The following is a 22,791-nucleotide window of genomic DNA, read 5'->3' as shown; positions in this document are numbered from 1 at the left end:
AGTAATGCCCCCACAACGGCCTCGTTGCCTTGGCACGAACAGGCACAATGTGGGTTGTGGCTGGCATGTAATCTGCTTTGACCGGACATATCCATTTTTTCAACGAGCGTTTTTCCAGGAGAACCTGATGGCCAAGACCGTTGCGGACGTGATGAACATGGTGAAAGAAAACGAAGTCAAGTTTGTTGACTTCCGTTTCACCGATACCCGTGGCAAGCAACACCACACCACGGTGCCGGTGTCGCATTTTGATGAAGACAAGTTCTCGTCGGGCCATGCTTTTGATGGCTCCTCCATTGCTGGTTGGAAAGGCATTGAAGCCTCCGACATGCAACTGATCCCCGACCCCAACACTGCCGTGGTAGACCCCTTCTTTGAAGAGCCCACCCTGGTGCTGACCTGTGACGTGATCGAGCCCAGCGATGGCAAGTCGTACGACCGTGACCCCCGCTCCATCGCCAAGCGTGCAGAAGCCTACCTGAAGGCATCTGGTTTGGGCGACACCGCCTTCTTTGGGCCAGAGCCAGAATTCTTCATTTTTGATGGCATCCGTTGGGGCACCGAGCCACACAACACCTTCTACGAAATCGAAGAATACGAAGCCCCTTGGAACACCGGCGCCAAGCTCGACGGCGGCAACCGTGGTCACCGCCCCACCGTCAAGGGCGGCTACTTCCCTGTGCCCCCCGTCGACAGCACGCAAGACATGCGCGCTGAAATGTCTTTGATTCTCGAATCCTTGGGCATTCCAGTCGAAGTGTTCCACCACGAAGTGGCAGGCGCAGGTCAAAACGAAATCGGTACCAAGTTCAGCACGCTGGTAGAGCGCGCCGACTGGACCATGCTGCAAAAGTACGTGATCCACAACGTGGCGAATGCCTACGGCAAGACCGCCACCTTCATGCCCAAGCCCTACCACGGCGACAACGGCTCTGGCATGCACGTTCACCAATCGGTCTGGAAAGACGGCAAAAACCTGTTCGCCGGTGACGGCTATGCGGGCCTGAGCGATTTTGCCCTGTACTACATCGGTGGCATCATCAAGCACGCCCGCGCCCTGAACGCCATCACCAACCCCGGCACCAACAGCTACAAGCGCCTGGTGCCCCACTTTGAAGCCCCCGTCAAGCTGGCCTACTCGGCCAAAAACCGCTCGGCTTCTATCCGTATCCCCTACGTGTCCAACCCCAAGGGTCGCCGCGTCGAGGCCCGCTTCCCCGATCCACTGATGAACCCCTACTTGGGTTTTGCCGCCCTGCTGATGGCGGGTCTGGACGGCGTGGAAAACAAGATCCATCCCGGCGAAGCTGCCACCAAGGACTTGTACCATTTGCCCCCCGAAGAAGACAAGCTGGTGCCTACCGTGTGCCACAGCTTGGATCAAGCACTGGAGCACCTCGACCAAGACCGCGCCTTCCTGACCAAGGGTGGCGTGTTCTCCGACTCCATGCTCGATGCCTACATTGAGCTGAAGATGAGCGAAGTGACCCGCTTCCGCATGGCCGTGCATCCGGTCGAGTACGACATGTACTACTCGCTGTAAACTCTGATGCTGGGCCTTATTGGCCCACATGCAAGACACAAGGCGGTGATATACACCGCCTTTTTTCATGGTCGCACCCTATCATGCACTGCCACGGAACCTGTACGGCTGGCCTACATCCCACCTGCTGTCGGGGTGTCGCGGCGGTTTGTTCGTTGGAGCAGGAGAGTGTTTCGCAGATACTCTGGCGCATACCCCCTGCATGTTCCAGGCGAGAAAATTCATGAAAAAAACACGCTTCATCTGGCTCTCGGGCCTGCTGTTCGCCCTTCTGGGAGCCCCTGTGGTTGCTGGGGCACAGGACCGCATCTACCGTTGTGGCAATGAGTACACCAACAATGCCAACCAAGCCCGTGAGCGCGGCTGCAAACCGGTAGATGGGGGCAATGTCACCGTATTGCAGTCCAACCCCGCCAGCCCACGCAGCAGCACTGCCGCCCCCACCTCCAGCAAACCCGCCCCAGTGGCATCACCGGCTGGTGCCCCCCGCGTAGACAATGGCGAGCAGCGTGCCCGCGACTCAGATGCCCGCGCCATTTTGGAGGCCGAATTGCGCAAAGCCCAAACCCGATTGGCAGACTTGGAAAAAGAATACAACAACGGTGCCCCCGAACGCAATGCACTGGATTTGCGCAACCCCCAACGCTATGCCGAGCGCACCGCAGAACTCAAGGCCCACATTGCCCGCACCGAAAGTGATATCGCAGGCATCCAGCGTGAGATAGGACGGCTCAAATGAAGGCTCCCGCACTGACTGGCCGCTTCCAGTCGCTGGATTTGTTGTCGGTGCTGGTGGCCGTGTTGCGGCCCGATGGTACTGTGCAGTTTGCCAATGCAGCCCTCGAAGATACGGTAGGTTTGTCACGCCGCACCCTCGAAGGCATGGACTTTGCCCAATTCTTCACCTTGCCATCGCTGTTGCAAAATGCACTGGCCGGTAGCTGGGGAGAAGATTTTGCTGCGGTGCGCTTTGATGGCTGCCTCAAACGCTTGCACCAAGAATCGGTGCTGGTGCATGTGAGCGTTGTGCCCGCAGACCACCCTGGTGAAGTGCTGGTCGAATTGTGGCCGCTAGAACAACAAGCCCGCCAAGACCGAGAAGAACGCCTACGCGATCAAGCACAGGCGCACAAAGAACTGATCCGCAATCTGGCACACGAAATCAAAAACCCACTGGGAGGCATTCGGGGAGCCGCGCAGTTGTTGGAAATGGAACTCGACAGCCCCGAGATGACGGAGTACACCCAAGTCATCATCCATGAAGCCGACCGCCTGCAAAGTTTGGTAGATCGGCTGCTGGCCCCACACCGCCACCCCCATCTGGTGGGGGATGTGAACATCCACGAAGTCTGTGAGCGGGTGCGCTCACTGGTGTTGGTGGAGTATCCGCAGGGGCTGAGCATTGAGCAAGACTACGACATCTCGATTCCAGAGTTCCGAGGAGACCGAGCGCAACTGATCCAAGCCGTGCTCAATGTGGTGCAAAACGCAGCACAGGCACTGGTGCCACAGATGGCACAGAGCAACGCGCGCATCATGTTGCGCACCCGGGTGGCCCGGCAAGTCACCTTGGGGCGCGAGCGTTACAAGCTGGCATTGGAATTGCATGTCATAGACAACGGGCCAGGCGTGCCCGATGCCATACGGGAGCGGATCTTCTATCCCCTGGTGTCGGGACGGGATGGCGGGTCGGGGTTGGGCCTGACGTTGGCACAAACCTTTGTGCAGCGCCACCACGGCATGATCGAGTGCGATAGCGCACCCGGTCGCACCGACTTCCGCATCCTGATTCCTTTGCCCTAAGGATATATAACCGGCAACCAGTGAGACACAACACCCATGAAGCCGATCTGGATAGTAGATGACGACCCCTCGATCCGCTTTGTGCTAGAAAAAGCACTGGCGCGTGACAACCTGCCCACCCGCAGTTTCACCAACCCACGCGAAGTGCTAGATGCCTTGGCCGACATTGGGGCCGGTGACGCATCCCAGCCAGGGCCACAAGTGCTGGTCAGTGACATTCGCATGCCCGGTGGCTCTGGGCTGCAATTGTTGGAAAAAGTCCATGCCTTGCAACCGGCACTGCCGGTGATCATCATGACGGCCTATTCCGATCTGGACAGCGCCGTCTCCGCCTTTCAGCGCGGTGCGTTCGAGTACCTGCCCAAGCCGTTTGATCTGCCCAAAGCAGTCGAGCTGATCCGTCGGGCTGTGCAAGAGAGCCAGCGCGAAAGCGTGGCCCAAGACAGCCCCGCTGCTGCGGCGGAGATGTTGGGCCAAGCCCCGGCCATGCAAGACGTGTTTCGTGCCATTGGCCGCCTGAGCCAAAGCATGGTCACAGTGCTCATCACCGGCGAATCCGGCTCGGGCAAAGAGCTGGTCGCACGCGCCCTGCACAAACATTCGCCCTGCGCCAATGGGCCATTTGTCGCCATCAATACAGCGGCCATCCCCAAGGATTTGTTGGAATCCGAATTGTTCGGCCATGAGCGCGGCGCTTTTACCGGCGCACAAACACAGCGCCGGGGCCGTTTTGAACAGGCGGAGGGCGGCACGCTGTTTTTGGATGAAATCGGCGATATGCCGTTTGATTTGCAAACCCGCTTGCTGCGCGTGCTGTCAGATGGGCAGTTTTACCGCGTGGGTGGGCACAGCGCCGTCAAAGCCCATGTGCGTGTCATTGCCGCCACCCACCAAAATCTGGAGCAGCGGGTCAAGGACGGTGCCTTCCGTGAGGACTTGTTCCATCGGCTCAATGTGATCCGGCTGCGGCTGCCAGCCCTGCGCGAGCGCCCCGAAGACGTGCCCATGCTCACGCGCCATTTTTTGCAGCAAAGTGCGCGCCAATTGGGGGTGGAGCCCAAGCGCATTGCAGATGCTGCACTGGCCCGGCTGGCACAGTTTGCCTTTCCAGGCAATGTGCGCCAACTAGAAAATATTTGCCATTGGCTCACAGTCATGGCACCGGCCCAAGTCATTTCTGTGCAGGATTTGCCTCCAGAAGTGCTGGAGGCGCCACCACCACAGCCCCCCATTTTGCCTTTGGCACAACCCTCGCTACAGGCCACCAGCATGATGGCTGGATCTGGCATTACCACCGCTGGGTCTGCCCCACCCGCTTGGCCCACCCCAGCGGCAGGCACAGGGCCAGAGTTGGCCGTTCACAGTGGGTGGGAAGCCCCTCTGGAGGCCGAAGCCCAATTGCTGCTGGCCAGTGGGCAGTCAGATGTCTGGGATGTATTGACGCGCCGCTTTGAGTCCCGACTCATCGCGGCAGCCTTGGCTGCCACACATGGCCGCCGCATGGAGGCTGCGCAACGTTTGGGCATTGGGCGCAACACGATCACCCGCAAAATCCAAGAGTTGGGCCTCGATGCCCATGAAGACTAGCACGGCAACGCTGGCCCTCAACCCAAAGTCACGACCACTGGAGCATGGTCACTGGGTTGCGGTTTTTTGCGAGGCGTGCGGTCGATGGTGCAAGCAGTGACCGTATGGCGCAATGCTGCACTGACCAAAATATGGTCAATGCGCAAGCCACGGTTCTTCTGAAAACCCAACATCCGGTAATCCCACCAAGAAAAGCTTCTCTCGGGCTGCTCGAACAGACGAAAGGCGTCGTGTAGATCCAAATCGAGCAAGGCTTGGAATTGCCCCCGTTCCTCCACGGTGTGGTGGATGCTACCGCGCAGGCCTTCGGGATCATGAGAGTCGCGGTCTTGCGGGGCAATATTAAAGTCACCCAGCAGCACCAACCGCTGGTGGCAAGCCAGCTCAGCAGCCACCCAAGCATGCAAAGCAGAAAGCCAGCGCATCTTGTAGGCAAACTTATCGGTGCCAGGTGCTTGCCCGTTGACAAAATAACCATTGATCAACCGCACTGGCCCCTGAGGGGTGTCGAGCGTGGCGGCAATGGTGCGGGCCTGTTCATCGGCCAAACCGGGAATATTGCGCACCACCTCCAGCACCGGACTGCGCGTGAGCCAGGCCACACCGTTGTAGGTTTTTTGGCCGTGAACTACCGCGTGGTAGCCTGCCGCTTCTAAGGCAGCGAAAGGAAATCTCTCCTCCACCAGTTTGAGCTCTTGCAAACCAAGGGCATCGACAGGGTTGCTGGCCAACCAGTCCAACACCTGCGGCAAACGGACAGAGAGAGAGTTGACGTTCCAAGTAGCGATTTGCATTGCCAACTTTGCTTTGCGCTCAGAGCACATCGCTGGCAAAGTCGGCCAACCGCGAACGCTCACCACGGGCCAACGTGATATGACCGCTGTGTGGCCAGCCCTTGAAACGATCTACCGTGAAAGTCAGGCCCGAAGAGCCTTCCGTCAGGTAGGGCGTATCAATCTGCGCCAAATTGCCCATGCAGACAATTTTGGTGCCTGGCCCAGCACGCGTAATCAGCGTTTTGAGCTGCTTAGGGGTCAGGTTTTGTGCCTCGTCGATGATGACGTACTTGTTCATGAACGTGCGCCCACGCATAAAGTTCATGCTCTTGATCTTGATACGACTGCGAATTAATTCATTCGTGGCAGCACGGCCCCACTCGCCGGGGTTGCCCCCCTCACCTTTGGCTAAAAACTCGAGGTTATCGTCCAAGGCACCCATCCACGGCCCCATTTTTTCTTCTTCGGTGCCAGGCAAGAAACCAATATCTTCGCCCACACTCACCGTAGCACGGGTCATGATGATTTCGGTATAGCGGCGCTCATCCAGCACTTGGGTCAGGCCAGCGGCCAAGGCCATCAAGGTCTTGCCCGTGCCTGCCGTGCCAGTGAGCGTGACCAAATCGACCTCTGGATCCATGAGCAGGTTGAGGGCAAAGTTTTGCTCGCGGTTGCGACTGTTGACACCCCACACCGCATTTTTGGCATGGGCATAGTCTTTAAGCGTACGCAACACGGCAGTTTTGTCGCGGATTTCGGTAACGCGCGCATACAGACTGGGCTCGCCGGGGGCTTCAAAATAGACAAACTGGTTGATCATCCACTGCGCTACGATCGGGCCACTGATGCGATAGAAAGTATTCGGGCCGCTCTGCCAGCTCTCTACCGCCTTGCCGTGGCGGCTCCAGAAGTCGGCAGGCAGCGCCAAAGCGCCTGAATAGAGCAGGTCATCATCATCGAGTGCTTTGTCGTTCTGGTAGTCTTCAGCAGGCAAGCCCAACGCACGGGCCTTGACACGCATGTTGATGTCTTTGGAGACCAACACCACTTCGCGCGGAGCATGCAACTTGCGCAGTGCCTCCACCACACCCAAGATTTGGTTGTCTGCTTTGCCCTGAGGCAAGCTGGTAGGCAGTTGGTAGTCCAACGCCGAAGTCTGGAAATACAAATGCCCAGTGGCCCCACGCTGGCCGGTAGAGTCGAGCTTAAGCCCCTGGCCGATGTCGGCACCTTGGGTGGCAGCCAAAGCATCCAGCGACCGGCTGACCTGGCGACCATTGCGCGCCACTTCGGTCATGCCCTTCTTGTGGGCATCCAGCTCTTCGAGCACGATCATCGGCAGATAGATATCGTGTTCTTCAAAACGGAACAAGCTGGTCGGGTCGTGCAGCAACACATTGGTGTCGAGCACAAACAGTTTGGTCGGGCCACTACTGCGGGCCGCCTTGCGTGTCTGATGGCGCTGGCGCTTCTCAGGGGCAACCACCACGGGTGCAGTGGCTGCCATAGGGGTTGCAGGCGCTGTGACCACAGAAACCTCTGGAGACGCCACCACAGATGCCGGTGTTTGCACCAAGGCCGGCGTTGGCACATTGCGGCGGCTACGGGAAGCAGGTGTGGCGATGGCGGTAGCAGCCACAGCAGGAGTGCTCACTGGGGTGGCAGCAGGGCGACGACCACCCTTGCGCGCAACTGGGGCCACCACTGGCGTGTCCGCCACTGCGCTGACAGAAACAACGGTATCTGTGGCTGGGGCAGGGGGGCTTTTGTCGGTGGCACTGGCCTTACGGGCTACAGGCTTGAAGGCCTCGGGAGGCAGTTGGGCGGCACGCCGGGTGGGAGCAGGTGGCAGGGGTGGCATGGGCAAAGACCTCAATCAGGCAGGTTCAGAAAGCAAAAAGCCGCCGGGAAACCCAGGCGGCTTGTCGGTCAGAAAGGAGCTTCGCAGAGTTCAGCGGCATCGGGCCATTATGCACGGCAGCGATGTCGGCAGCATCAGGCCGCTTTTTTCAGCGCCTTGAGTAACTTGACAGCCTTGAGCACTTCTTCGACATGGCCGGGCACCTTCAAACCACGCCATTCGTGGGTCAGGATGCCTTCCTCATTGATCAGGAAAGTGCTGCGCTCAATACCCTTGACCTTTTTGCCATACATGATCTTGTTCTTGACGACACCGAACATGTGGCACATTTTTTCTTCGGTATCGGCAATCAGCTCAAACGGCAGTTCCAGCTTTTCTTTGAACTCGTCATGCGACTTCATGTTGTCACGCGAGACGCCAAACACCGCAGCACCGGCTTTGACAAAGTCTTTGTACTTGTCGCGGAACTGCATCGCCTCGGTGGTGCAGCCGGGCGTGTTGTCTTTGGGGTAAAAATACAGCACCATGACCTGCCCGTGATGCGAGGTGTTGGTCACCTTGATGCCGCCGGTGGCGTTGGCTTCAAATTCGGGAAGGGGCTTGTTGACAACGATCGCCATATAAACTGCAGTCTCTCGGGAGTGTGGTCGTTGGAAGCCGGAGGAACGGATGTATTGTTCTGGATTGCCTCCGACCGCAACCCGGCATTTTACCCCGAAACGGCTTTTGGCCTGTTTTAAGCTGTCTCCAACAGCAACGCGGCCACCACATTGCGGCCTTCACCAGCCAAGATGTTGTAGGTGCGGCAGGCCGCTTGGGTGTCCATCGTTTCCAAGCCGATGCGCCGCTCCATCAGGGGCCGCAGCCAAGCGGGGGGTACAAAACGGTTGCGCACACCGCTACCAAACAAAATCAATTCGACCTCAATGTCTGCCAGAGGGGCAAAGTGTGCCGCCGTCAGGTCTTCAAACCGGGCACAGTCCCAAGGCAAGCGCAAACCATGCGCCCCCAAAATCAGGCTAGAAGTCACTTTGTCCGGCCCTACGCTAATCCATCCGGGGCCGTAGCCGGTAATGCTGTGGATATTGTGGCGGTCGGGCTGAAATTTCATGGTGCTGGCGTACTGCGCCGGGTGGCGCAAGAGAGGACGGAACTGTGGTCAAATTATAGGTTTCACCCTAGCGCCCTGCGTCAGGGTGGGTCTGTGGTCCCCTTGCACCCTCGTCAGCCATGAAATCGATACGCAAATCTGCCAAGCTCGCCAACGTCTGTTACGACATCCGAGGCCCGATCATGGACGCGGCCAAGCAGATGGAAGAAGACGGCCACAAAATCATCAAACTCAACATTGGCAATTTGGCGGTGTTTGGCTTTGATGCCCCCGAAGAAATCCAGCAAGACATGATCCGCAACCTGCCCAACTCGGCAGGCTACTCCGACAGCAAGGGCATCTTTGCCGCACGCAAGGCGGTGATGCACGAGACGCAAAAGCAAGGCGTCAAGGGCGTCACGCTGGATGACATTTATCTGGGCAATGGGGCGTCTGAGCTGATTGCTATGGCTACCAACGCGCTACTCGACACTGGCGACGAGTTGCTGCTGCCTGCTCCCGATTACCCATTGTGGACGGCTTGCACCAGTCTCTCGGGGGGCACCCCAGTGCATTATTTGTGCGACGAAGACAACGGATGGATGCCCAGCCTAGACGACATCCGAGCCAAAGTCACACCCCGCACCAAGGGCATCGTAGTCATTAACCCCAACAACCCCACAGGTGCGCTGTATTCTGACGAACTGCTCAAGGGCATCGTGGCGATTGCGCGTGAGCACAACTTGGTCATTTTTGCCGATGAGGTCTATGACAAGGTGCTCTACGATGGCATTAAACACACGCCATTGGCCAGCCTGAGTGACGATGTGCTCACACTCACCTTTAACTCACTGTCCAAGAGCTACCGCTCTTGCGGCTACCGTGCGGGCTGGTTGGTGGTGTCGGGTGATAAAAAAGCCGCCAAAGACTACATTGAGGGCTTGAACATGCTCTCCAACATGCGCTTGTGCGCCAATGTGCCCGGCCAGTGGGCCATCCAAACAGCACTGGGCGGCTATCAAAGCATCAATGATTTGGTCTGCGAGGGGGGCCGCCTGCGCAAACAGCGCGATTTGGCCCATGCACTCATCACGGCCATTCCGGGGGTCAGTTGCGTCAAGCCGCAGGCGGCGCTGTACATGTTTCCACGCCTCGATCCCAAGGTGTATCCCATTGAAGACGATCAGCAGTTCTTCCTAGAACTGTTGCAGGAGACCAAGGTCATGTTGGTGCAGGGCACGGGCTTTAACTGGCCCAGCCCCGATCACTTTCGTATCGTGTTTCTGCCCCACGAGGCCGATCTGCGTGAGGCCATTGGCCGCGTGGCCAAGTTCTTGGAGCAGTACCGCAAGCGCCACGGCACTGAGTAATTCTTTGGCCGTACAGCACCGCAACTTTTTTAATTAGCACATTACCTTATGAAACCCATTCAAGTTGGCCTGCTGGGCATCGGTACCGTTGGTAGCGGCGTTTTTAACGTACTGCAACGCAACCAAGAAGAAATCAGCCGCCGTGCCGGTTGTGGCATCCAAATCACGATGGTGGCCGATTTGGACGTAGAACGTGCCCAAAGCGTGGTCGGCAACAGCGTGCAGGTGGTCAATGATGCCCGCGCCATCATTGCCAACCCCGATATCGACATCGTGGTCGAATTGATTGGTGGCTACGGCGTAGCCAAGGCACTGGTGCTCGAAGCCATTGCTGCTGGTAAACATGTGGTCACGGCCAACAAGGCGCTGCTGGCCGTGCATGGCACAGAGATTTTTGCTGCCGCCTCAGCCAAGGGCGTGATGGTGGCCTACGAGGCCGCCGTGGCCGGGGGCATCCCTATCATCAAGGCACTGCGCGAAGGCCTGACGGCCAACCGCATCCAATGGCTGGCGGGCATCATCAACGGCACGACCAACTTTATCCTGTCTGAGATGCGCGACAAAGGCCTGGACTTTGACGTGGTGCTCAAAGAGGCGCAACGCTTGGGCTATGCCGAAGCCGACCCCACCTTTGATATTGAAGGCGTGGATGCAGCGCACAAAGCCACGCTGATGAGCGCGATTGCCTTTGGTATTCCGGTGCAGTTTGACAAAGCCTATGTCGAAGGCATTACCAAGCTGGGCGCGGCCGACATCAAATATGCCGAGCAACTGGGCTACCGCATCAAGCTGCTGGGCATCAGCAAGCGCACCGACAAGGGCGTAGAGCTGCGCGTGCATCCCTCTTTGGTACCGGCCAAGCGCCTGATTGCCAATGTGGAAGGCGCAATGAATGCTGTGGTGGTGCATGGCGATGCCGTGGGCACAACGCTCTACTATGGCAAGGGTGCCGGTTCCGAACCTACGGCCAGCGCCGTGATTGCTGATTTGGTCGATATTGCCCGCCTGCATACCGCTGACCCCCACCACCGCGTGCCGCACTTGGCCTTCCAAGCGCACACGCTGGATGCCGCGATGGACAGCCTGCCGGTGCTGCCCATGAGCGAAGTCGTCACCAGCTACTATCTGCGCCTGCGCGTGGCCGACCAAGCCGGTGTATTGGCCCAAGTGACTGGCATTTTGGCCGGTGCAGGCATCAGCATCGATGCCATGCTGCAACGCGAAGCCGACGAAGTGGGCGGCGAAGGCAGCACGCAAACCGACCTCATCATCCTGACGCACGACACGCGCGAAGGCACGATGAACGATGCCATCGCCCAGATGCAGGCCTTGCCCACCGTGCTGGCCCCCATCACCCGTATCCGTAAAGAGGAGTTGAACTGATGTTGTACCTCTCCACGCGCGGCCACCCCGACCGCAAGCACTTCTGCGACATTCTGCTCGAAGGCTTGGCCCCTGATGGCGGCCTGTACCTGCCCGAACACTATCCCCAAGTGGACGATGCCACGCTCGCCCGTTGGCGCACCGTTTACCACAAGCAAGGTTACGCTGAGCTGGCCTTTGAAATTTTGTCGCTCTACATTGACGACATCCCTGCCGACGACCTGCGCGCCCTGTGCCACAAGACCTACACCGCCGCCGTTTTTGGCACGGGCGAGATTGTGCCGCTGCGCCATATCGAAGACAGCCTGTGGCTAGAAGCTCTGTCCAACGGCCCCACACTGGCCTTCAAAGACATGGCCATGCAGTTGCTGGGCAACTTGTTTGAATACGAACTCAAACGCCGGGGCGAACAGCTCAACATTCTGGGCGCCACCAGTGGCGACACCGGCAGTGCCGCAGAACACGCCATGCGTGGCAAAGAAGGTGTGCGCGTCTTCATGACCAGCCCACATGGCCGCATGAGTGCCTTCCAACAGGCACAAATGTTCAGCCTGCAAGACGAGAACATCCACAACATCGCCATTGAAGGCGTGTTTGACGACTGCCAAGACATCGTCAAAGCCGTCAGCAACGACTTGGAGTTCAAGCGCAAATACAAAATTGGCACGGTCAACTCCATCAACTGGGCGCGTTTGTTGGCGCAAGTGGTGTACTACTTTGCCGGTTACATCCAAGCCACCGAGAGCAATACCGAGCAAGTCAGCTTTACCGTGCCCAGCGGCAACTTTGGCAACGTCTGCGCCGGTCATGTGGCCCGGATGATGGGCTTGCCCATCCACACCTTGGTGGTAGCTACCAACGAGAACGATGTGCTGGATGAGTTCTTCCGCACCGGCGTGTACCGTGTGCGCAGCAGTGCCGACACGCACGAGACATCCAGCCCATCGATGGACATCTCCAAAGCCAGCAACTTTGAACGCTTTATTTTTGACCTGCTGGGGCGTGACGGCGCACAGGTGCAGGCTCTGTTTGGCGATGCCCTGAGCCAGCAAGGCTACTTCGACTTGAGCCAACACCCGGCTTTTGCCCAAGCGGCCAGCCGCTATGGTTTTTGCAGCGGCAAGAGCACCCATGCAGACCGCTTAGCCACCATCCGCGACACCCATGCCCGTTTTGGCATGACCATCGACACCCACACCGCTGATGGCGTGAAGGTGGCGCGCGAACACCGCAGCCCCGGCATTGCCATGCTGGTGCTAGAGACCGCGTTGCCCATCAAGTTTGCCGAAACCATTGTCGAAGCCTTGGGCCATGCCCCTGAGCGCCCAGCCAAATTTGTTGGTATTGAAGATTTGCCCAAGCGCGTGCAGGTGATGCCCGCCGATGTGGCCCAAGTCAAAGCCTACATCGCACGCCACTGCGATTGAGCAGCGCATGTCTGCGGTGCATCCAATGGGCCGGTAGTGCAGGAGCGTGTCGCCATGAGTGACCGTCCCCTGCACCAAGACTTGGTGTTACTGCAAGAAGAAATCCTTTGGTACAAAAAGGCACTGGAGTTTGCGGGTATTGGCGTTTACAAATGGGAGCGCCAAAAAGATCAATGGCACTGGTCTGACAAAGTGTACGAAATCCGGGCCTTCGGCAAAGACCCCCAGTATGCCAACCCGGTCGATTTTTACGATCGGGTTCACCCCGATGACCGCGCCATGCTGCTGGCCGCTGAATTGGACTGCAAAAGTGGCATCGCTGCGCTCAATGTCGAATATCGCTTTCTCTGGCCCTCGGGCGAGTTGCGTTGGCACCGCGAACTGGCCAACATGCTGTACGACGGGCACGGCCAACCCGCCTTGATGTGTGGTGTCGTGATCGACATCACACAAGAAAAACAACGTATGGCGCAGCTGGCCTTGATTGCCCAGACCGATCCACTGACCGGGTTGGCAAACCGCGCCGCATTTGACCGCTGGTTGGACGATCACATCCCACAGACACCAGATCCCCACCATGCTGTGGTGTTGGCCTTTATCGACCTCAATGGCTTCAAAGCCGTCAATGACCGTTTTGGCCATGCGGCTGGCGACCAAATACTGCGCCAAGTGGCCGCAGGCTTGCGCGCGCATTGTGCAAAGCAATGGCTGGTGGCCCGGCTAGGGGGGGATGAATTTGCGGTGTTGGCTCCTACACCTACGGCCACCTTGGAAGTGCAGCGCGAGCGACTCCAGCAAACGCTGGTGACCGTATTCACGCAAATGGCACAGGAGGCCAGCGAATGGGCCGTGGGCGCGGCCATTGGCTTGAGTTGTTATCCTCGGGACGCAACAGCCGCCCAATCATTGCTTTCCCAAGCGGATGCGGCCATGTATGCCGCCAAACGCACTGGGCAACGGATTGCCGTTTGCGACTCCCCCCGCTAGATAAGAAAGGTAATCATGGGGCGCACCAACCCACTGAAACCGCTAGACGATGCCTTGGCAGAACTGCTGGCCCACGCCCAGCCCCTGCCTGACCATGAACGGGTAGACACACTCATGGCCGATGGCCGGGTGCTGGCACAAGAGGTGATCTCAGCGTTGCATGTGCCACCCCAAGACAATAGTGCGATGGACGGTTATGCCGTGCGCTGCGCTGATGTGCAAAGCACAGGTACTGTTTTGCCTATCTCCCAGCGCCTGACCGCAGGCAGTGCGGGCAGTGCATTGGCATCAGGAACAACGGCACGCATCTTTACTGGCGCACCAGTCCCAGCAGGGGCCGATGCCATCGTGCTGCAAGAAGACTGTACGTCCCTACCCGAAGGCACAGTGCAATGCCATACTATTCCCGTACCCGGCCAATGGATACGTCGGGCCGGTGAAGATATTGCCCGTGGCACTGTGGTGCTGGCGGCAGGCACCCGTATGACCCCTGCCGCATTGGGCTTGGCTGCAAGTGTCGGTCTGGCAGACCTGCTGGTGGTACGGCGTCCACGAGTAGCTCTGTTTTCCACCGGGGATGAGTTGGTCATGCCAGGCGAGATAGCCCCCGACGCGATGCCTGTTGGCGCCATTTACAACAGCAACCGCTTCTTTTTACGGGCCTTGTTGCAGCGCCTAGGTTGTGAAGTGACTGATCTGGGCACCGTTGCCGATCAGCGTGAAGCCACTTTGGCTCTACTGCAAGAGGCCAGCGCCCACCACGACCTGATCCTGAGCAGCGGTGGCGTATCCGTAGGCGAAGAAGACCATGTCAAACCCGCCGTAGAAGCACTCGGACGCTTGGATCTGTGGCAAATTGCCATCAAACCGGGTAAGCCTTTTGCCTATGGCCGTGTGGGGGCCGCGCATTTTATTGGGCTGCCAGGCAACCCTGTGTCCAGCCTGATCACGTTTGCGGTATTGGTACGCCCCTTCCTGCTGCGCCTGCAAGGAGTCCACGCCGTGGCGCCACACGCTAGCTTGGCCCGTGCTGATTTTGCTTGCCCACACCCAGACCAACGCCGTGAGTTTTTGCGCGTGCGCCGTAATGCCTCTGGAGGGCTGGACTTGTTCCCCAACCAAAGTTCTGGGGTGCTGACCTCTATGCTCTGGGGTGATGGCTTGGTGGACAAAGCCGCTGGACAACCCATTGCTTTTGGAGACACGGTACGCTTTCTACCGTTTTCGGAGCTTTTGGTTTGAAAATTACCGTGCTCTATTTTGCGTCCATCCGAGAAGCATTGGGCGTATCCCAAGAAACCGTAACCACCGAAGCGGCGACCGTGGGAGCGTTGCGTGACCACTTGGTACAACGTGGTGGTGCCTATGCAGGCTTGGCTACCAAGCCACCTGGGGTGTGTATGGCCCTGAATCAACAACTCTGCCAGACCTCTGCCCCCTTGAGTGACGGTGCCGAAGTTGCATTTTTTCCTCCCGTGACCGGCGGCTAAGCCCAGTCCACGGCCTGCGTACCACCAATGCCGTCGCTCCTCAGCCGTCAAGATGCCCTCATTCTGAAGACGCAATGGGCTTGAGTTCAGGACATGGCCACTCCAATAGCTCGGCCAAACGGCAAACCACCCACACCGATTCTTCTGCCAACAAGCCTGCATCTGCACTGCTCAACCCAGCATGAATACGGCGCAGCACCTCAAACTCCGAAGGCACCTGCAACTGGTACAGCGTTTGTGCCTGCCCCACCAGATGCCCGGCCAAGTCTTCACACAGTTCATAGCGTTCGCGTACCCAAGCGGGGCGTTCACGCAAACGCCCACGGGCATCGCTGTACAGGGCAATGAAAGAGGGCGGGACGAAAATCTGGTTTTCGCTGTCAGACATATCAATCAGGAGTGAACAGGCGCTCAAACCGGGCCAGATCGGCGGGCAACTCAAACGTCACCAATTGCCCCATTTTTTGATCGGCCAGCCGACAGGCTGCAAACAAAGTGGCGGCACCTGCAAGGTTGTAATCGGGCAGATGGATCAGTGCATAGGGGTAAGGCACAAACAACTCATGGGCAAACAAGGTGTTACTGTGGTTGCGCGGTGATGGATACAGTTGGTAGGTGGCAGTAGTGATGGTAGAGGTGGCCATAGCGTGCCAATGTGGGTTAAAGGAGCGTTAAAGTGCAGCCCCATGCTACCGGCATTTGTGCCGGACTCACAGAAAGGCGACAATGGCGCGAGGAAAAAACGAATGGGCGACCAAGGTGTTTACACTGGTCAAATCGGGGCAGTTGCCTGCGGCCGTGGCCCAAATCAAGGTAGCGCCCACGGTGGCAGATCTGTCCCGACTGCAAACCCTGCTAGCCACCTTGCCCTCTACTCCAGCACAAAAGCAGCTAGATAAAGTGGTGGAGGAAGAGCGTGCCATGCTGGCCGCTCCCCGCTTGCACCGCTCCCCATAAAAAGAACGCTGCCGATCATGCCCCTTATGCCAGCACTGCATGTGGCAGTGCAAACCGCTGACTTCGATATTTCTACCGAGTTGGCTGCCCTGCGCAGACAAGATCCCCGGGTGGGTGCTGTCTGTTGCCTGGTAGGTACCGTGCGTGAATGCCATGCAGGCGATACCGTGTCTACCTTAGAGCTGGAACACTATCCTGGCATGACCGAGCGCACCATCATGGCACTGGCGCAGCAGGCCATCAGCCGGTTTGGCATTTTGGGAGCGCGCATCATCCACCGTGTGGGCCGTTTGCAACCCTCTGACCACATTGTGCTGGTGGCAGTCACGGCCATCCACCGGGCAGAGGCTTTTACTGCCTGCGAATTTTTGATGGACCATCTCAAAATGCAGGCCCCGTTCTGGAAAAAAGAACACACTCTGACAGGTGCCCGCTGGCTGGATGCCCGCAGCAGTGATGCCGCAGCACTGGCTCGTTGGCAGTCTGATGCAGAAAATTAGGTGCCATCTTGAAATGATGGATTTTTCAGGTATATAATTCAATTCTTCGGTGTGTGGCGCAGCCTGGTAGCGCACTTGCATGGGGTGCAAGGGGTCGAAGGTTCGAATCCTTTCACACCGACCATATCGATAAAATCCCGCTTATTGGCAACAGTAAGCGGGATTTTTTCATGGGCACGGTATTGCACCATGTCCCCCCCAACCAAAAGCCATGTACGCGCAAAGGTACTGGAGAAATGGTTTAGGGTTAACCCTGATGTGGAACCCCACACTTGGCTAGAAAGTGCCTCCCCCCTATCGTCACGGGTATAGGCCAGCGCCACCACAGGCGCTGTTTCCACTCACTTTCAGCAGGGGACACCCATGTCGTCACCAACACCGCAGCGCAAGCCGCTCTACCAATCCCTTTACGTCCAGGTGCTAATCGCCGTGATCGCTGGCGTATGCTTGGGCCACTTTCACCCACAACTGGGCGCCGACCTCAAACCACTGGGAGATGGGTTTATCAAGCTCATCAAGATGATTATTGCCCCCATCATCTTTTGTACTGTGGTGGTGGGTATTGCGGGTATGGAGGACATGAAAAAGGTCGGCAAGACCGGCGGCTTGGCCCTGCTGTATTTTGAAGTTGTGTCCACCATCGCACTGGTGATTGGGTTGGTGGTGGTCAACCTGCTGCAACCGGGCAGCGGCATGCATGTGGACCCCAGCACGCTCGATACCAAGAGTATTTCTGCCTATACGGCCCCCGGCAAAATGCAGGGCACAGTGGACTTTTTGCTCAACGTGATTCCGTCTTCGGTGGTAGATGCTTTTGCCAAGGGCGAAATTTTGCAAGTGCTGCTGTTCTCGGTGCTGTTTGGCTTTGCACTGCACAAGTTTGGTGGCCGGGGCACACTGGTGTTTGACTTTATCGAACGTTTCTCGCATGTGCTGTTTGACATTGTCGGCATCATCATGAAGGTCGCTCCCGTGGGTGCGTTTGGTGCGATGGCTTTCACCATCGGCAAATACGGCATTGCCTCGTTGTTCTCGCTGGGCAAGCTGATGGGTACGTTCTACCTGACTTGCCTGTTGTTCGTGTTTGTCGTGTTGGGCATCATCAGCCGCTTGCATGGCTTTAGCATCGTCAAGTTCATCCGCTACATCAAGGAAGAACTGTTGATTGTGCTGGGTACTTCGTCGTCAGAATCGGTGCTGCCGCGCATGATGGAAAAATTGGAAAACCTGGGCGCACGCAAATCGGTGGTGGGCTTGGTGATTCCTACTGGCTATTCGTTCAACTTGGATGGCACGTCGATTTACCTGACGATGGCAGCAGTTTTCATTGCCCAAGCCACCGACACCCCCATGACCTTGACGCAGCAACTCACACTGTTGGCTGTGCTGTTGCTAACCTCCAAGGGCGCCGCAGGTATTACGGGCAGTGGCTTTATTGTGTTAGCAGCCACGCTGTCGGCAGTGGGCGGTGTGCCAGTGGCTGGTTTGGCGCTGATTCTGGGCATTGATCGCTTTATGTCCGAAGCCCGTGCCCTGACCAATTTGGTTGGCAATGGCGTGGCAACTTTGGTCGTAGCCAAATGGACGGGGGACTTGGACATGCAACGCTTACAACAAGGCTTGGATGCCCCCACCCAAGTAGAAGCCCAAGAGCCTGAAGTGCTGATGGATGAGCGCCAAGAGCACATGGCAGTGGCCCCTGCCACCCGCTAAATCCACCCCTCAGATGGACACCCCCAAAGCCGTGGCAGCATCCGTCTGCCACGGCTTTGGGGTTTTAAGCAGCCTCGGGGGGGGATAGCTCCAAGCCACAAGCGCGGATGTCGGCCACAGTGGTCGCCAAGGCGGCGGCTGAATCGACCCCCAACTTCTCAAACACCTTGGCGCGGTGCACTTCGACCATGCGCTCAGAAATGTTGAGCTTGGCGGCAATGACCTTGTTCAAATCGCCTGCGGCTACCAGCACCGCAACGCGGCGCTGTTGTGGGGTCAGGCTTTCTACCATCGATTGCAAAAACTCAGCCCGCTTGGCCGCCGCTTGCCACTGGGCTTCTTGCACCAATGCGTCACGCAAAATGGCAATCAGGGAATCATCGGTGTAAGGCTTTTCCACAAAGTTGAGCGCCCCTCTGGCCATAGCCGCCACAGCCATCGGAATATCGCCGTGGCCGGTCAGAAAAATCACCGGGTTGCGCTGGCGCAAGCCACGTTGCAACAATTGCTCATGCACTTGTGGCCCCGACATTGGCTCCATGCGCACATCGAGCAAAAAAACACCACGCACCGGTGGCGGCAAAGCATCTATGGCAGCCAGCAGTTCAGGGCCACTGCTGTAGGCGCGTACCTCAAAACCATATTGCCGCAACAAAAATGACAGCGCACCACTCACGCCCGCATCATCGTCGCAGAGAAAAAGCGTACTCATGGCAAAGACTCCGGCAGAGAGGGTGGCAATGGTGCTGCCATAGGCAGGGCAAAACGGAAGATGGCACCACCAGATTCTGCATCGCTGGCCGTCAAAGTGCCGCCATGCGCCTCGATAATGGAGCGACAGATGCCCAGCCCCAAGCCCATGCCCTGCGTTTTGGTGGAATAAAAGGTGGCGCACAGATCGTCAATATTGCGACCTTGCACACCGGGGCCGTTGTCACAGACAGCAACCTCTACGCTCCCGACACCCCCTTCCGGGGCATGGCGCGGGGTGAGGGTGATCTGGACATGGCCCGTCGGGCTTTGCTGCTCCGACAATGCTTCTAAGGCATTGCGCAACAGATTGCCCAACACCTGCTCTATGCCCACACGATCGGCCAATACAGGGCACGCAATGCCAGGGGGAGTCCACTCCAGCACCATGCCAGCTTGCTGGAAGGTGTGCCGGTGCATTGCCAGCACCTCGGCCACCAATACGGCCATATCCAACCACTGGTGTTGGGCAGGCACACGGCTGGTTTGACGCCGAATCCAATGCACAATATCGCCCGCCTTGCGGGCATTCTGTTGCAAGGCATCCAAGGCGGCCAAGATGTCGGGGCTGGCTTGCTCCATTTTGCGCACGGCCATCGACAGGCCCGAGCTGTAGGCAATCACAGTCGCCAGCGGCTGGTTGAGCTCGTGCGCCAACTCCGAAGCCAGCAACCCCAAATCGCTCAGACGGGCATGTTGGGCCATCAGCGCGGTATAGCGGCGGTTTTTTTCTTCCAGCAATTTGCGATCACTGATATCGACGATAGACCCCATCCAGCCCAAGTGCTGGCCCTGCGGATCATGCAGTCGGGACTCAAAAATCATCACGTCAATAAAGTGACCATCGCGGTGCTGCCAACGGCTCTCAAAACCTGTGGCTGGGGCAGCTCCGGCCAAGGTATCAAGGTTGCGGGCCATCATGGCATCCACGGCGTCGGGCGGCCAAAACGGCAGCGGAGGCCGAGAGCCAATCAACTCCTGCGCACTGTAGCCCACCATATCGCACAGGGTTTTGTTCACGTAGAGGATGCTGCCCTCAGTATCTCGGGCGCGCAAACCCACCAAGGCCGAATCTTCCATCGACTGCCGCCAGGCCGCTTCAGTTTGGGCATCGGCCACGGCTTGGGCTACGCGTCGCATTTCGCGGCGCAACAGCAAGGAGCCTCCGGCCCCCAGCAACAACAAGCCCGCCAACAGGGCAAAGGTGCGCGGGCTGCGCCACCAAAGGATGGGCATGTCGTAGGGGCGCAGAATAAGACGGGTGTCGGCAGAGGAAGCCAAGTGCCGCTCAAACGGGGCACCGTGGGCCATGCGCTGCGGATGCGCTGTGGTGGCGATGACCTCGCCCAACTCTGATAAAAATGATACCTCGTAGCGACGGTTCAGCCAGGCCAGATCGGTACTGCCCAATAGGTCGGTGATTGCGTAACGGGCCAGCAATTGACCTCCGGGCTGCCCGTCACCTCTGGGGGCAGGCACCACCAAATGCTCGGCCTGCCCGCGCATTTGGATGCGCAAATCAGCACTGTCCTCCAGCGTGCTCCAGCGCACTTGGCGCTCGGCACTGGCCAACAGGCGCAGCTTGTCATCCAACCACACCAATCGGTTGGATAAACGCTGCAACGCTGCCTGCACCTCTGCCAATTCGGCAAAGCCAGTGCGGTTTCTGGACGACCCCAGCGACAGTTGGCGGGCAATGTCACGCAAACGCGCCCGCTCCACCTCCAAGCGGGCCGCTATCTGTGCCTCTACACTGGCGGCATCGGAGGCCAATGTTTGGGCAAATGCACGCTGTTCAGCAGCATCGTTTACCGATGCCCAAGCCCCGACCATCAACACAAACACCAGCGCCAACAAACTAGGCAGCAGCCAGTAGTTGCGTTTGACAAAAGACGCCCTCACCATAGGACGGAATGGGGTAGGAAGGTGAGCCGCTAGCATTTGTGCATTCTAGGATTGACCACACAAGACCATGCGCAACCCCAGCCCCCCCAAAAACTCCCCCCCCAGCTTTGACGCGCCGGTGCTTTGCCAGTGCGTTGGCGCTGGCTATGGCGAACGGTTGGCCCTTGCCTGACACCACAGCCCAAGCACAAACGGCCAAAGATCCCATCATCATCCAGTTCAGCCATGTGGTGGGGGCCGATACGGCCAAAGGCAAGGCCGCATTGAAATTTAAAGAACTGGCCGAAGCCCGCACAGCTGGGCGAGTGCGGGTAGAAGTCTACCCCGACAGCACGCTCTACAAAGACCGGGAAGAATTGCAGGCACTGCAAATTGGTGCCGTACAAATGCTGGCCACCTCGCTGTCCAAACTCGCCACCGTGGGAGGCAGCGATTTTGAGGTGTTTGACCTGCCTTTTCTGTTCAAAGACCATGCGGCCTTTCGGGCGGCCGTGGATGGCCCCGTAGGAGCCACCCTGCTGCGGCGCTTGGAGCCCAGCGGCCTGCAAGGCTTGGCGTTTTGGGACAACGGTTTTAAGGTGTTTACGGCCAACCGTCCGCTGCTAAGCCCCGCCGACTTTCGTGGCATCAAAATCCGGATTCAATCGTCGCGTATTTTGGTGTCACAGATGAAGGCGCTGGGGGCCGATGTGTCCATACACCCCATGGCCAATGTGTACGAGGCACTGCGCTCAGGCCAACTCGATGGTCAAGAAAACGTACCCACCAACATCTACAGCCAGCACCTGCACGATGTACAAAGCCATTTGAGCGTCACCCGGCATGGTTATCTGGCTTATGTGGTGCTGGTGAACCGGCAATTTTGGAACCAACTTCCCTACGACATTCGTGAAGCACTGCGCCTGGCCTTGCACGAAGCCACACAATACGCCAACAGCATTGCCGAGGCAGAAAACCAGCGGGCGCTGGAGCTGCTCAAGGCCAGCGGCAAACTGACCGTGCATGAGCCCACGGCCCAGATGTTGGCACTGTGGCGCGAAACACTGGCCCCAGTCTACCGACAGGCAAGCGCCTGGATTGATCCAGCCATGCTGGCAGCGATCCGGGCCAGCAGTGCCGGTGCCCGCTAAGCGGGCCAACGCGCGTCTAGAGCATGTTATGAACTCTGACTTGACCCAAGAGCAGAGCAAATTGTGGCTATGTCCCGCAAACCCCACCCTACCAATGTCAGGAACGAAGAATGGGATTTCATTCTGCCGTACTTGGCACTGATTCGTGCGTGCGGTGGCACCTTGGCACATGCCGCCCAATGATCTGCCTGTTTGAGAAGCGGTCTACCAACCAACACACCGCTGGTTGCAGGCTGGTTGCTTTAAGGTGATAACCTCGGATCTGCGCTCTAGCATTCGTGTTGCTTGAGGCGAACAAGGCCGTCCTAACTTTCTGGTGTTTGTGGTGCTGATGTGGCCAGCGGCGAGCCAGATCTTAGCTACCGCTGGCAGTTCATAACACGCTCTAGGAGAACGAATCCACCGACCCTGTGTACCAACTCACGCCTGTCAAAGCGGCTGTGGGCACCAGTTGCACATAATCTTTGAGCTCGACATACACATTCTCTGCGGGCTGGGGCAGCCCCACCGGAACTTGGT

At 58.0% G+C, this 22,791-nt stretch carries 22 protein-coding genes and 1 tRNA gene; 15 read left to right on the top strand and 8 right to left on the bottom strand.

Annotated features, from left to right (window positions below):
• Positions 1 to 127 precede the first annotated feature (127 nt).
• The 4 genes from glnA (at position 128) to ntrC (ending at position 4,933) form a co-directional block, all read left to right on the top strand.
• The gene (gene glnA / locus ACFO6X_RS06650) at positions 128 to 1,543 is read left to right on the top strand and encodes a type I glutamate--ammonia ligase (RefSeq protein WP_382431308.1); all 1,416 of its coding nucleotides are present in this window, start codon (positions 128 to 130) and stop codon (positions 1,541 to 1,543) included.
• Positions 1,544 to 1,766: 223 nt separating this feature from the next.
• Complete coding sequence (locus ACFO6X_RS06645; protein ID WP_382431306.1) at positions 1,767 to 2,282, top strand: SH3 domain-containing protein; 516 nt, start codon at positions 1,767 to 1,769, stop codon at positions 2,280 to 2,282.
• On the top strand, positions 2,279 to 3,346 hold the full coding sequence (glnL, locus tag ACFO6X_RS06640; protein ID WP_382431304.1) for a nitrogen regulation protein NR(II): 1,068 nt from the start codon (positions 2,279 to 2,281) through the stop codon (positions 3,344 to 3,346). The genes ACFO6X_RS06645 and glnL overlap by 4 nt, the downstream gene beginning before the upstream one ends.
• 36 nt (positions 3,347 to 3,382) lie before the next feature.
• Positions 3,383 to 4,933 carry a nitrogen regulation protein NR(I) gene (gene ntrC / locus ACFO6X_RS06635; RefSeq protein WP_382431302.1) on the top strand — a complete coding sequence of 517 codons (1,551 nt, stop codon included), beginning with the start codon at positions 3,383 to 3,385 and terminating at the stop codon, positions 4,931 to 4,933.
• A 17-nt stretch (positions 4,934 to 4,950) separates the two neighbouring features.
• Here the strand turns inward: ntrC and xth are convergent, their stop codons facing one another.
• From xth to ACFO6X_RS06615, 4 genes are all read right to left on the bottom strand, one after another.
• Positions 4,951 to 5,727 carry an exodeoxyribonuclease III gene (gene xth / locus ACFO6X_RS06630; protein ID WP_382431300.1) on the bottom strand — a complete coding sequence of 259 codons (777 nt, stop codon included), beginning with the start codon at positions 5,725 to 5,727 and terminating at the stop codon, positions 4,951 to 4,953.
• A gap of 19 nt (positions 5,728 to 5,746) precedes the next feature.
• On the bottom strand, positions 5,747 to 7,570 hold the full coding sequence (locus tag ACFO6X_RS06625; protein ID WP_382431298.1) for a PhoH family protein: 1,824 nt from the start codon (positions 7,568 to 7,570) through the stop codon (positions 5,747 to 5,749).
• 134 nt (positions 7,571 to 7,704) lie between these two features.
• On the bottom strand, positions 7,705 to 8,190 hold the full coding sequence (locus ACFO6X_RS06620) for a peroxiredoxin (protein WP_382431296.1): 486 nt from the start codon (positions 8,188 to 8,190) through the stop codon (positions 7,705 to 7,707).
• Positions 8,191 to 8,306: 116 nt separating this feature from the next.
• Entirely contained in the window at positions 8,307 to 8,681 is a 375-nt protein-coding gene (locus ACFO6X_RS06615) for an Mth938-like domain-containing protein (RefSeq protein ID WP_382431294.1), read from the bottom strand.
• Positions 8,682 to 8,800: 119 nt separating this feature from the next.
• Here ACFO6X_RS06615 and ACFO6X_RS06610 point away from each other — a divergent pair, with 119 nt between their 5' ends.
• Genes ACFO6X_RS06610 through moaD form a run of 6 tightly spaced genes read left to right on the top strand, consistent with a single transcriptional unit; the run spans position 8,801 to position 15,317 of the window.
• Positions 8,801 to 10,030 carry a pyridoxal phosphate-dependent aminotransferase gene (locus ACFO6X_RS06610; protein ID WP_382431292.1) on the top strand — a complete coding sequence of 410 codons (1,230 nt, stop codon included), beginning with the start codon at positions 8,801 to 8,803 and terminating at the stop codon, positions 10,028 to 10,030.
• 48 nt (positions 10,031 to 10,078) lie between these two features.
• Positions 10,079 to 11,413 carry a homoserine dehydrogenase gene (locus tag ACFO6X_RS06605; protein WP_382431290.1) on the top strand — a complete coding sequence of 445 codons (1,335 nt, stop codon included), beginning with the start codon at positions 10,079 to 10,081 and terminating at the stop codon, positions 11,411 to 11,413.
• Entirely contained in the window at positions 11,413 to 12,840 is a 1,428-nt protein-coding gene (gene thrC / locus ACFO6X_RS06600; protein ID WP_382431288.1) for a threonine synthase, read from the top strand. The genes ACFO6X_RS06605 and thrC overlap by 1 nt, the downstream gene beginning before the upstream one ends.
• A 54-nt stretch (positions 12,841 to 12,894) precedes the next feature.
• Positions 12,895 to 13,827, top strand: coding sequence for a GGDEF domain-containing protein (locus ACFO6X_RS06595; RefSeq protein WP_382431286.1), 933 nt, complete (start codon positions 12,895 to 12,897; stop codon positions 13,825 to 13,827).
• Positions 13,828 to 13,842: 15 nt separating this feature from the next.
• Positions 13,843 to 15,069, top strand: coding sequence for a molybdopterin molybdotransferase MoeA (locus ACFO6X_RS06590; protein WP_382431284.1), 1,227 nt, complete (start codon positions 13,843 to 13,845; stop codon positions 15,067 to 15,069).
• Positions 15,066 to 15,317 (top strand): molybdopterin converting factor subunit 1, encoded by a 252-nt coding sequence (gene moaD, locus ACFO6X_RS06585; protein ID WP_382431282.1) that lies wholly within the window; start codon positions 15,066 to 15,068, stop codon positions 15,315 to 15,317. The genes ACFO6X_RS06590 and moaD overlap by 4 nt, the downstream gene beginning before the upstream one ends.
• A 58-nt stretch (positions 15,318 to 15,375) precedes the next feature.
• Here moaD and ACFO6X_RS06580 read toward each other — a convergent pair whose 3' ends face one another.
• Together ACFO6X_RS06580 and ACFO6X_RS06575 are read right to left on the bottom strand one after the other, a co-directional pair.
• Entirely contained in the window at positions 15,376 to 15,705 is a 330-nt protein-coding gene (locus ACFO6X_RS06580; RefSeq protein WP_382431280.1) for a hypothetical protein, read from the bottom strand.
• A 1-nt stretch (position 15,706) separates the two neighbouring features.
• Positions 15,707 to 15,961 (bottom strand): hypothetical protein, encoded by a 255-nt coding sequence (locus tag ACFO6X_RS06575; RefSeq protein ID WP_382431278.1) that lies wholly within the window; start codon positions 15,959 to 15,961, stop codon positions 15,707 to 15,709.
• An 82-nt stretch (positions 15,962 to 16,043) separates the two neighbouring features.
• Between ACFO6X_RS06575 and ACFO6X_RS06570 the strand changes: the two genes are divergently transcribed.
• The 4 genes from ACFO6X_RS06570 (at position 16,044) to ACFO6X_RS06555 (ending at position 18,487) form a co-directional block, all read left to right on the top strand.
• Positions 16,044 to 16,274 (top strand): hypothetical protein, encoded by a 231-nt coding sequence (locus tag ACFO6X_RS06570; RefSeq protein WP_382431276.1) that lies wholly within the window; start codon positions 16,044 to 16,046, stop codon positions 16,272 to 16,274.
• Positions 16,275 to 16,300: 26 nt separating this feature from the next.
• Entirely contained in the window at positions 16,301 to 16,774 is a 474-nt protein-coding gene (locus tag ACFO6X_RS06565) for a molybdenum cofactor biosynthesis protein MoaE (RefSeq protein WP_382431767.1), read from the top strand.
• Between the two features lie 47 nt (positions 16,775 to 16,821).
• Positions 16,822 to 16,898 (top strand) — tRNA-Pro (locus ACFO6X_RS06560).
• A gap of 239 nt (positions 16,899 to 17,137) precedes the next feature.
• Entirely contained in the window at positions 17,138 to 18,487 is a 1,350-nt protein-coding gene (locus ACFO6X_RS06555) for a dicarboxylate/amino acid:cation symporter (RefSeq protein WP_382431274.1), read from the top strand.
• A 64-nt stretch (positions 18,488 to 18,551) separates the two neighbouring features.
• Here the strand turns inward: ACFO6X_RS06555 and ACFO6X_RS06550 are convergent, their stop codons facing one another.
• Positions 18,552 to 19,199, bottom strand: coding sequence for a response regulator transcription factor (locus ACFO6X_RS06550; RefSeq protein ID WP_382431272.1), 648 nt, complete (start codon positions 19,197 to 19,199; stop codon positions 18,552 to 18,554).
• Positions 19,196 to 21,178, bottom strand: coding sequence for a sensor histidine kinase (locus tag ACFO6X_RS06545; RefSeq protein WP_382431270.1), 1,983 nt, complete (start codon positions 21,176 to 21,178; stop codon positions 19,196 to 19,198). The genes ACFO6X_RS06550 and ACFO6X_RS06545 overlap by 4 nt, the downstream gene beginning before the upstream one ends.
• Before the next feature lie 71 nt (positions 21,179 to 21,249).
• Here ACFO6X_RS06545 and ACFO6X_RS06540 point away from each other — a divergent pair, with 71 nt between their 5' ends.
• Positions 21,250 to 22,272: a DctP family TRAP transporter solute-binding subunit gene (locus ACFO6X_RS06540; RefSeq protein WP_382431268.1), complete on the top strand. Its 1,023-nt coding sequence runs from the start codon at positions 21,250 to 21,252 to the stop codon at positions 22,270 to 22,272.
• The last annotated feature ends 519 nt before the right edge of the window (positions 22,273 to 22,791 follow it).

The organism is Giesbergeria sinuosa (genome assembly GCF_042652905.1).
GTDB lineage: Bacteria > Pseudomonadota > Gammaproteobacteria > Burkholderiales > Burkholderiaceae_C > Simplicispira > Simplicispira sinuosa.
Note: the sequence above shows the minus strand (reverse complement) of the source record. Positions and strands in the feature narration are given on the sequence as shown.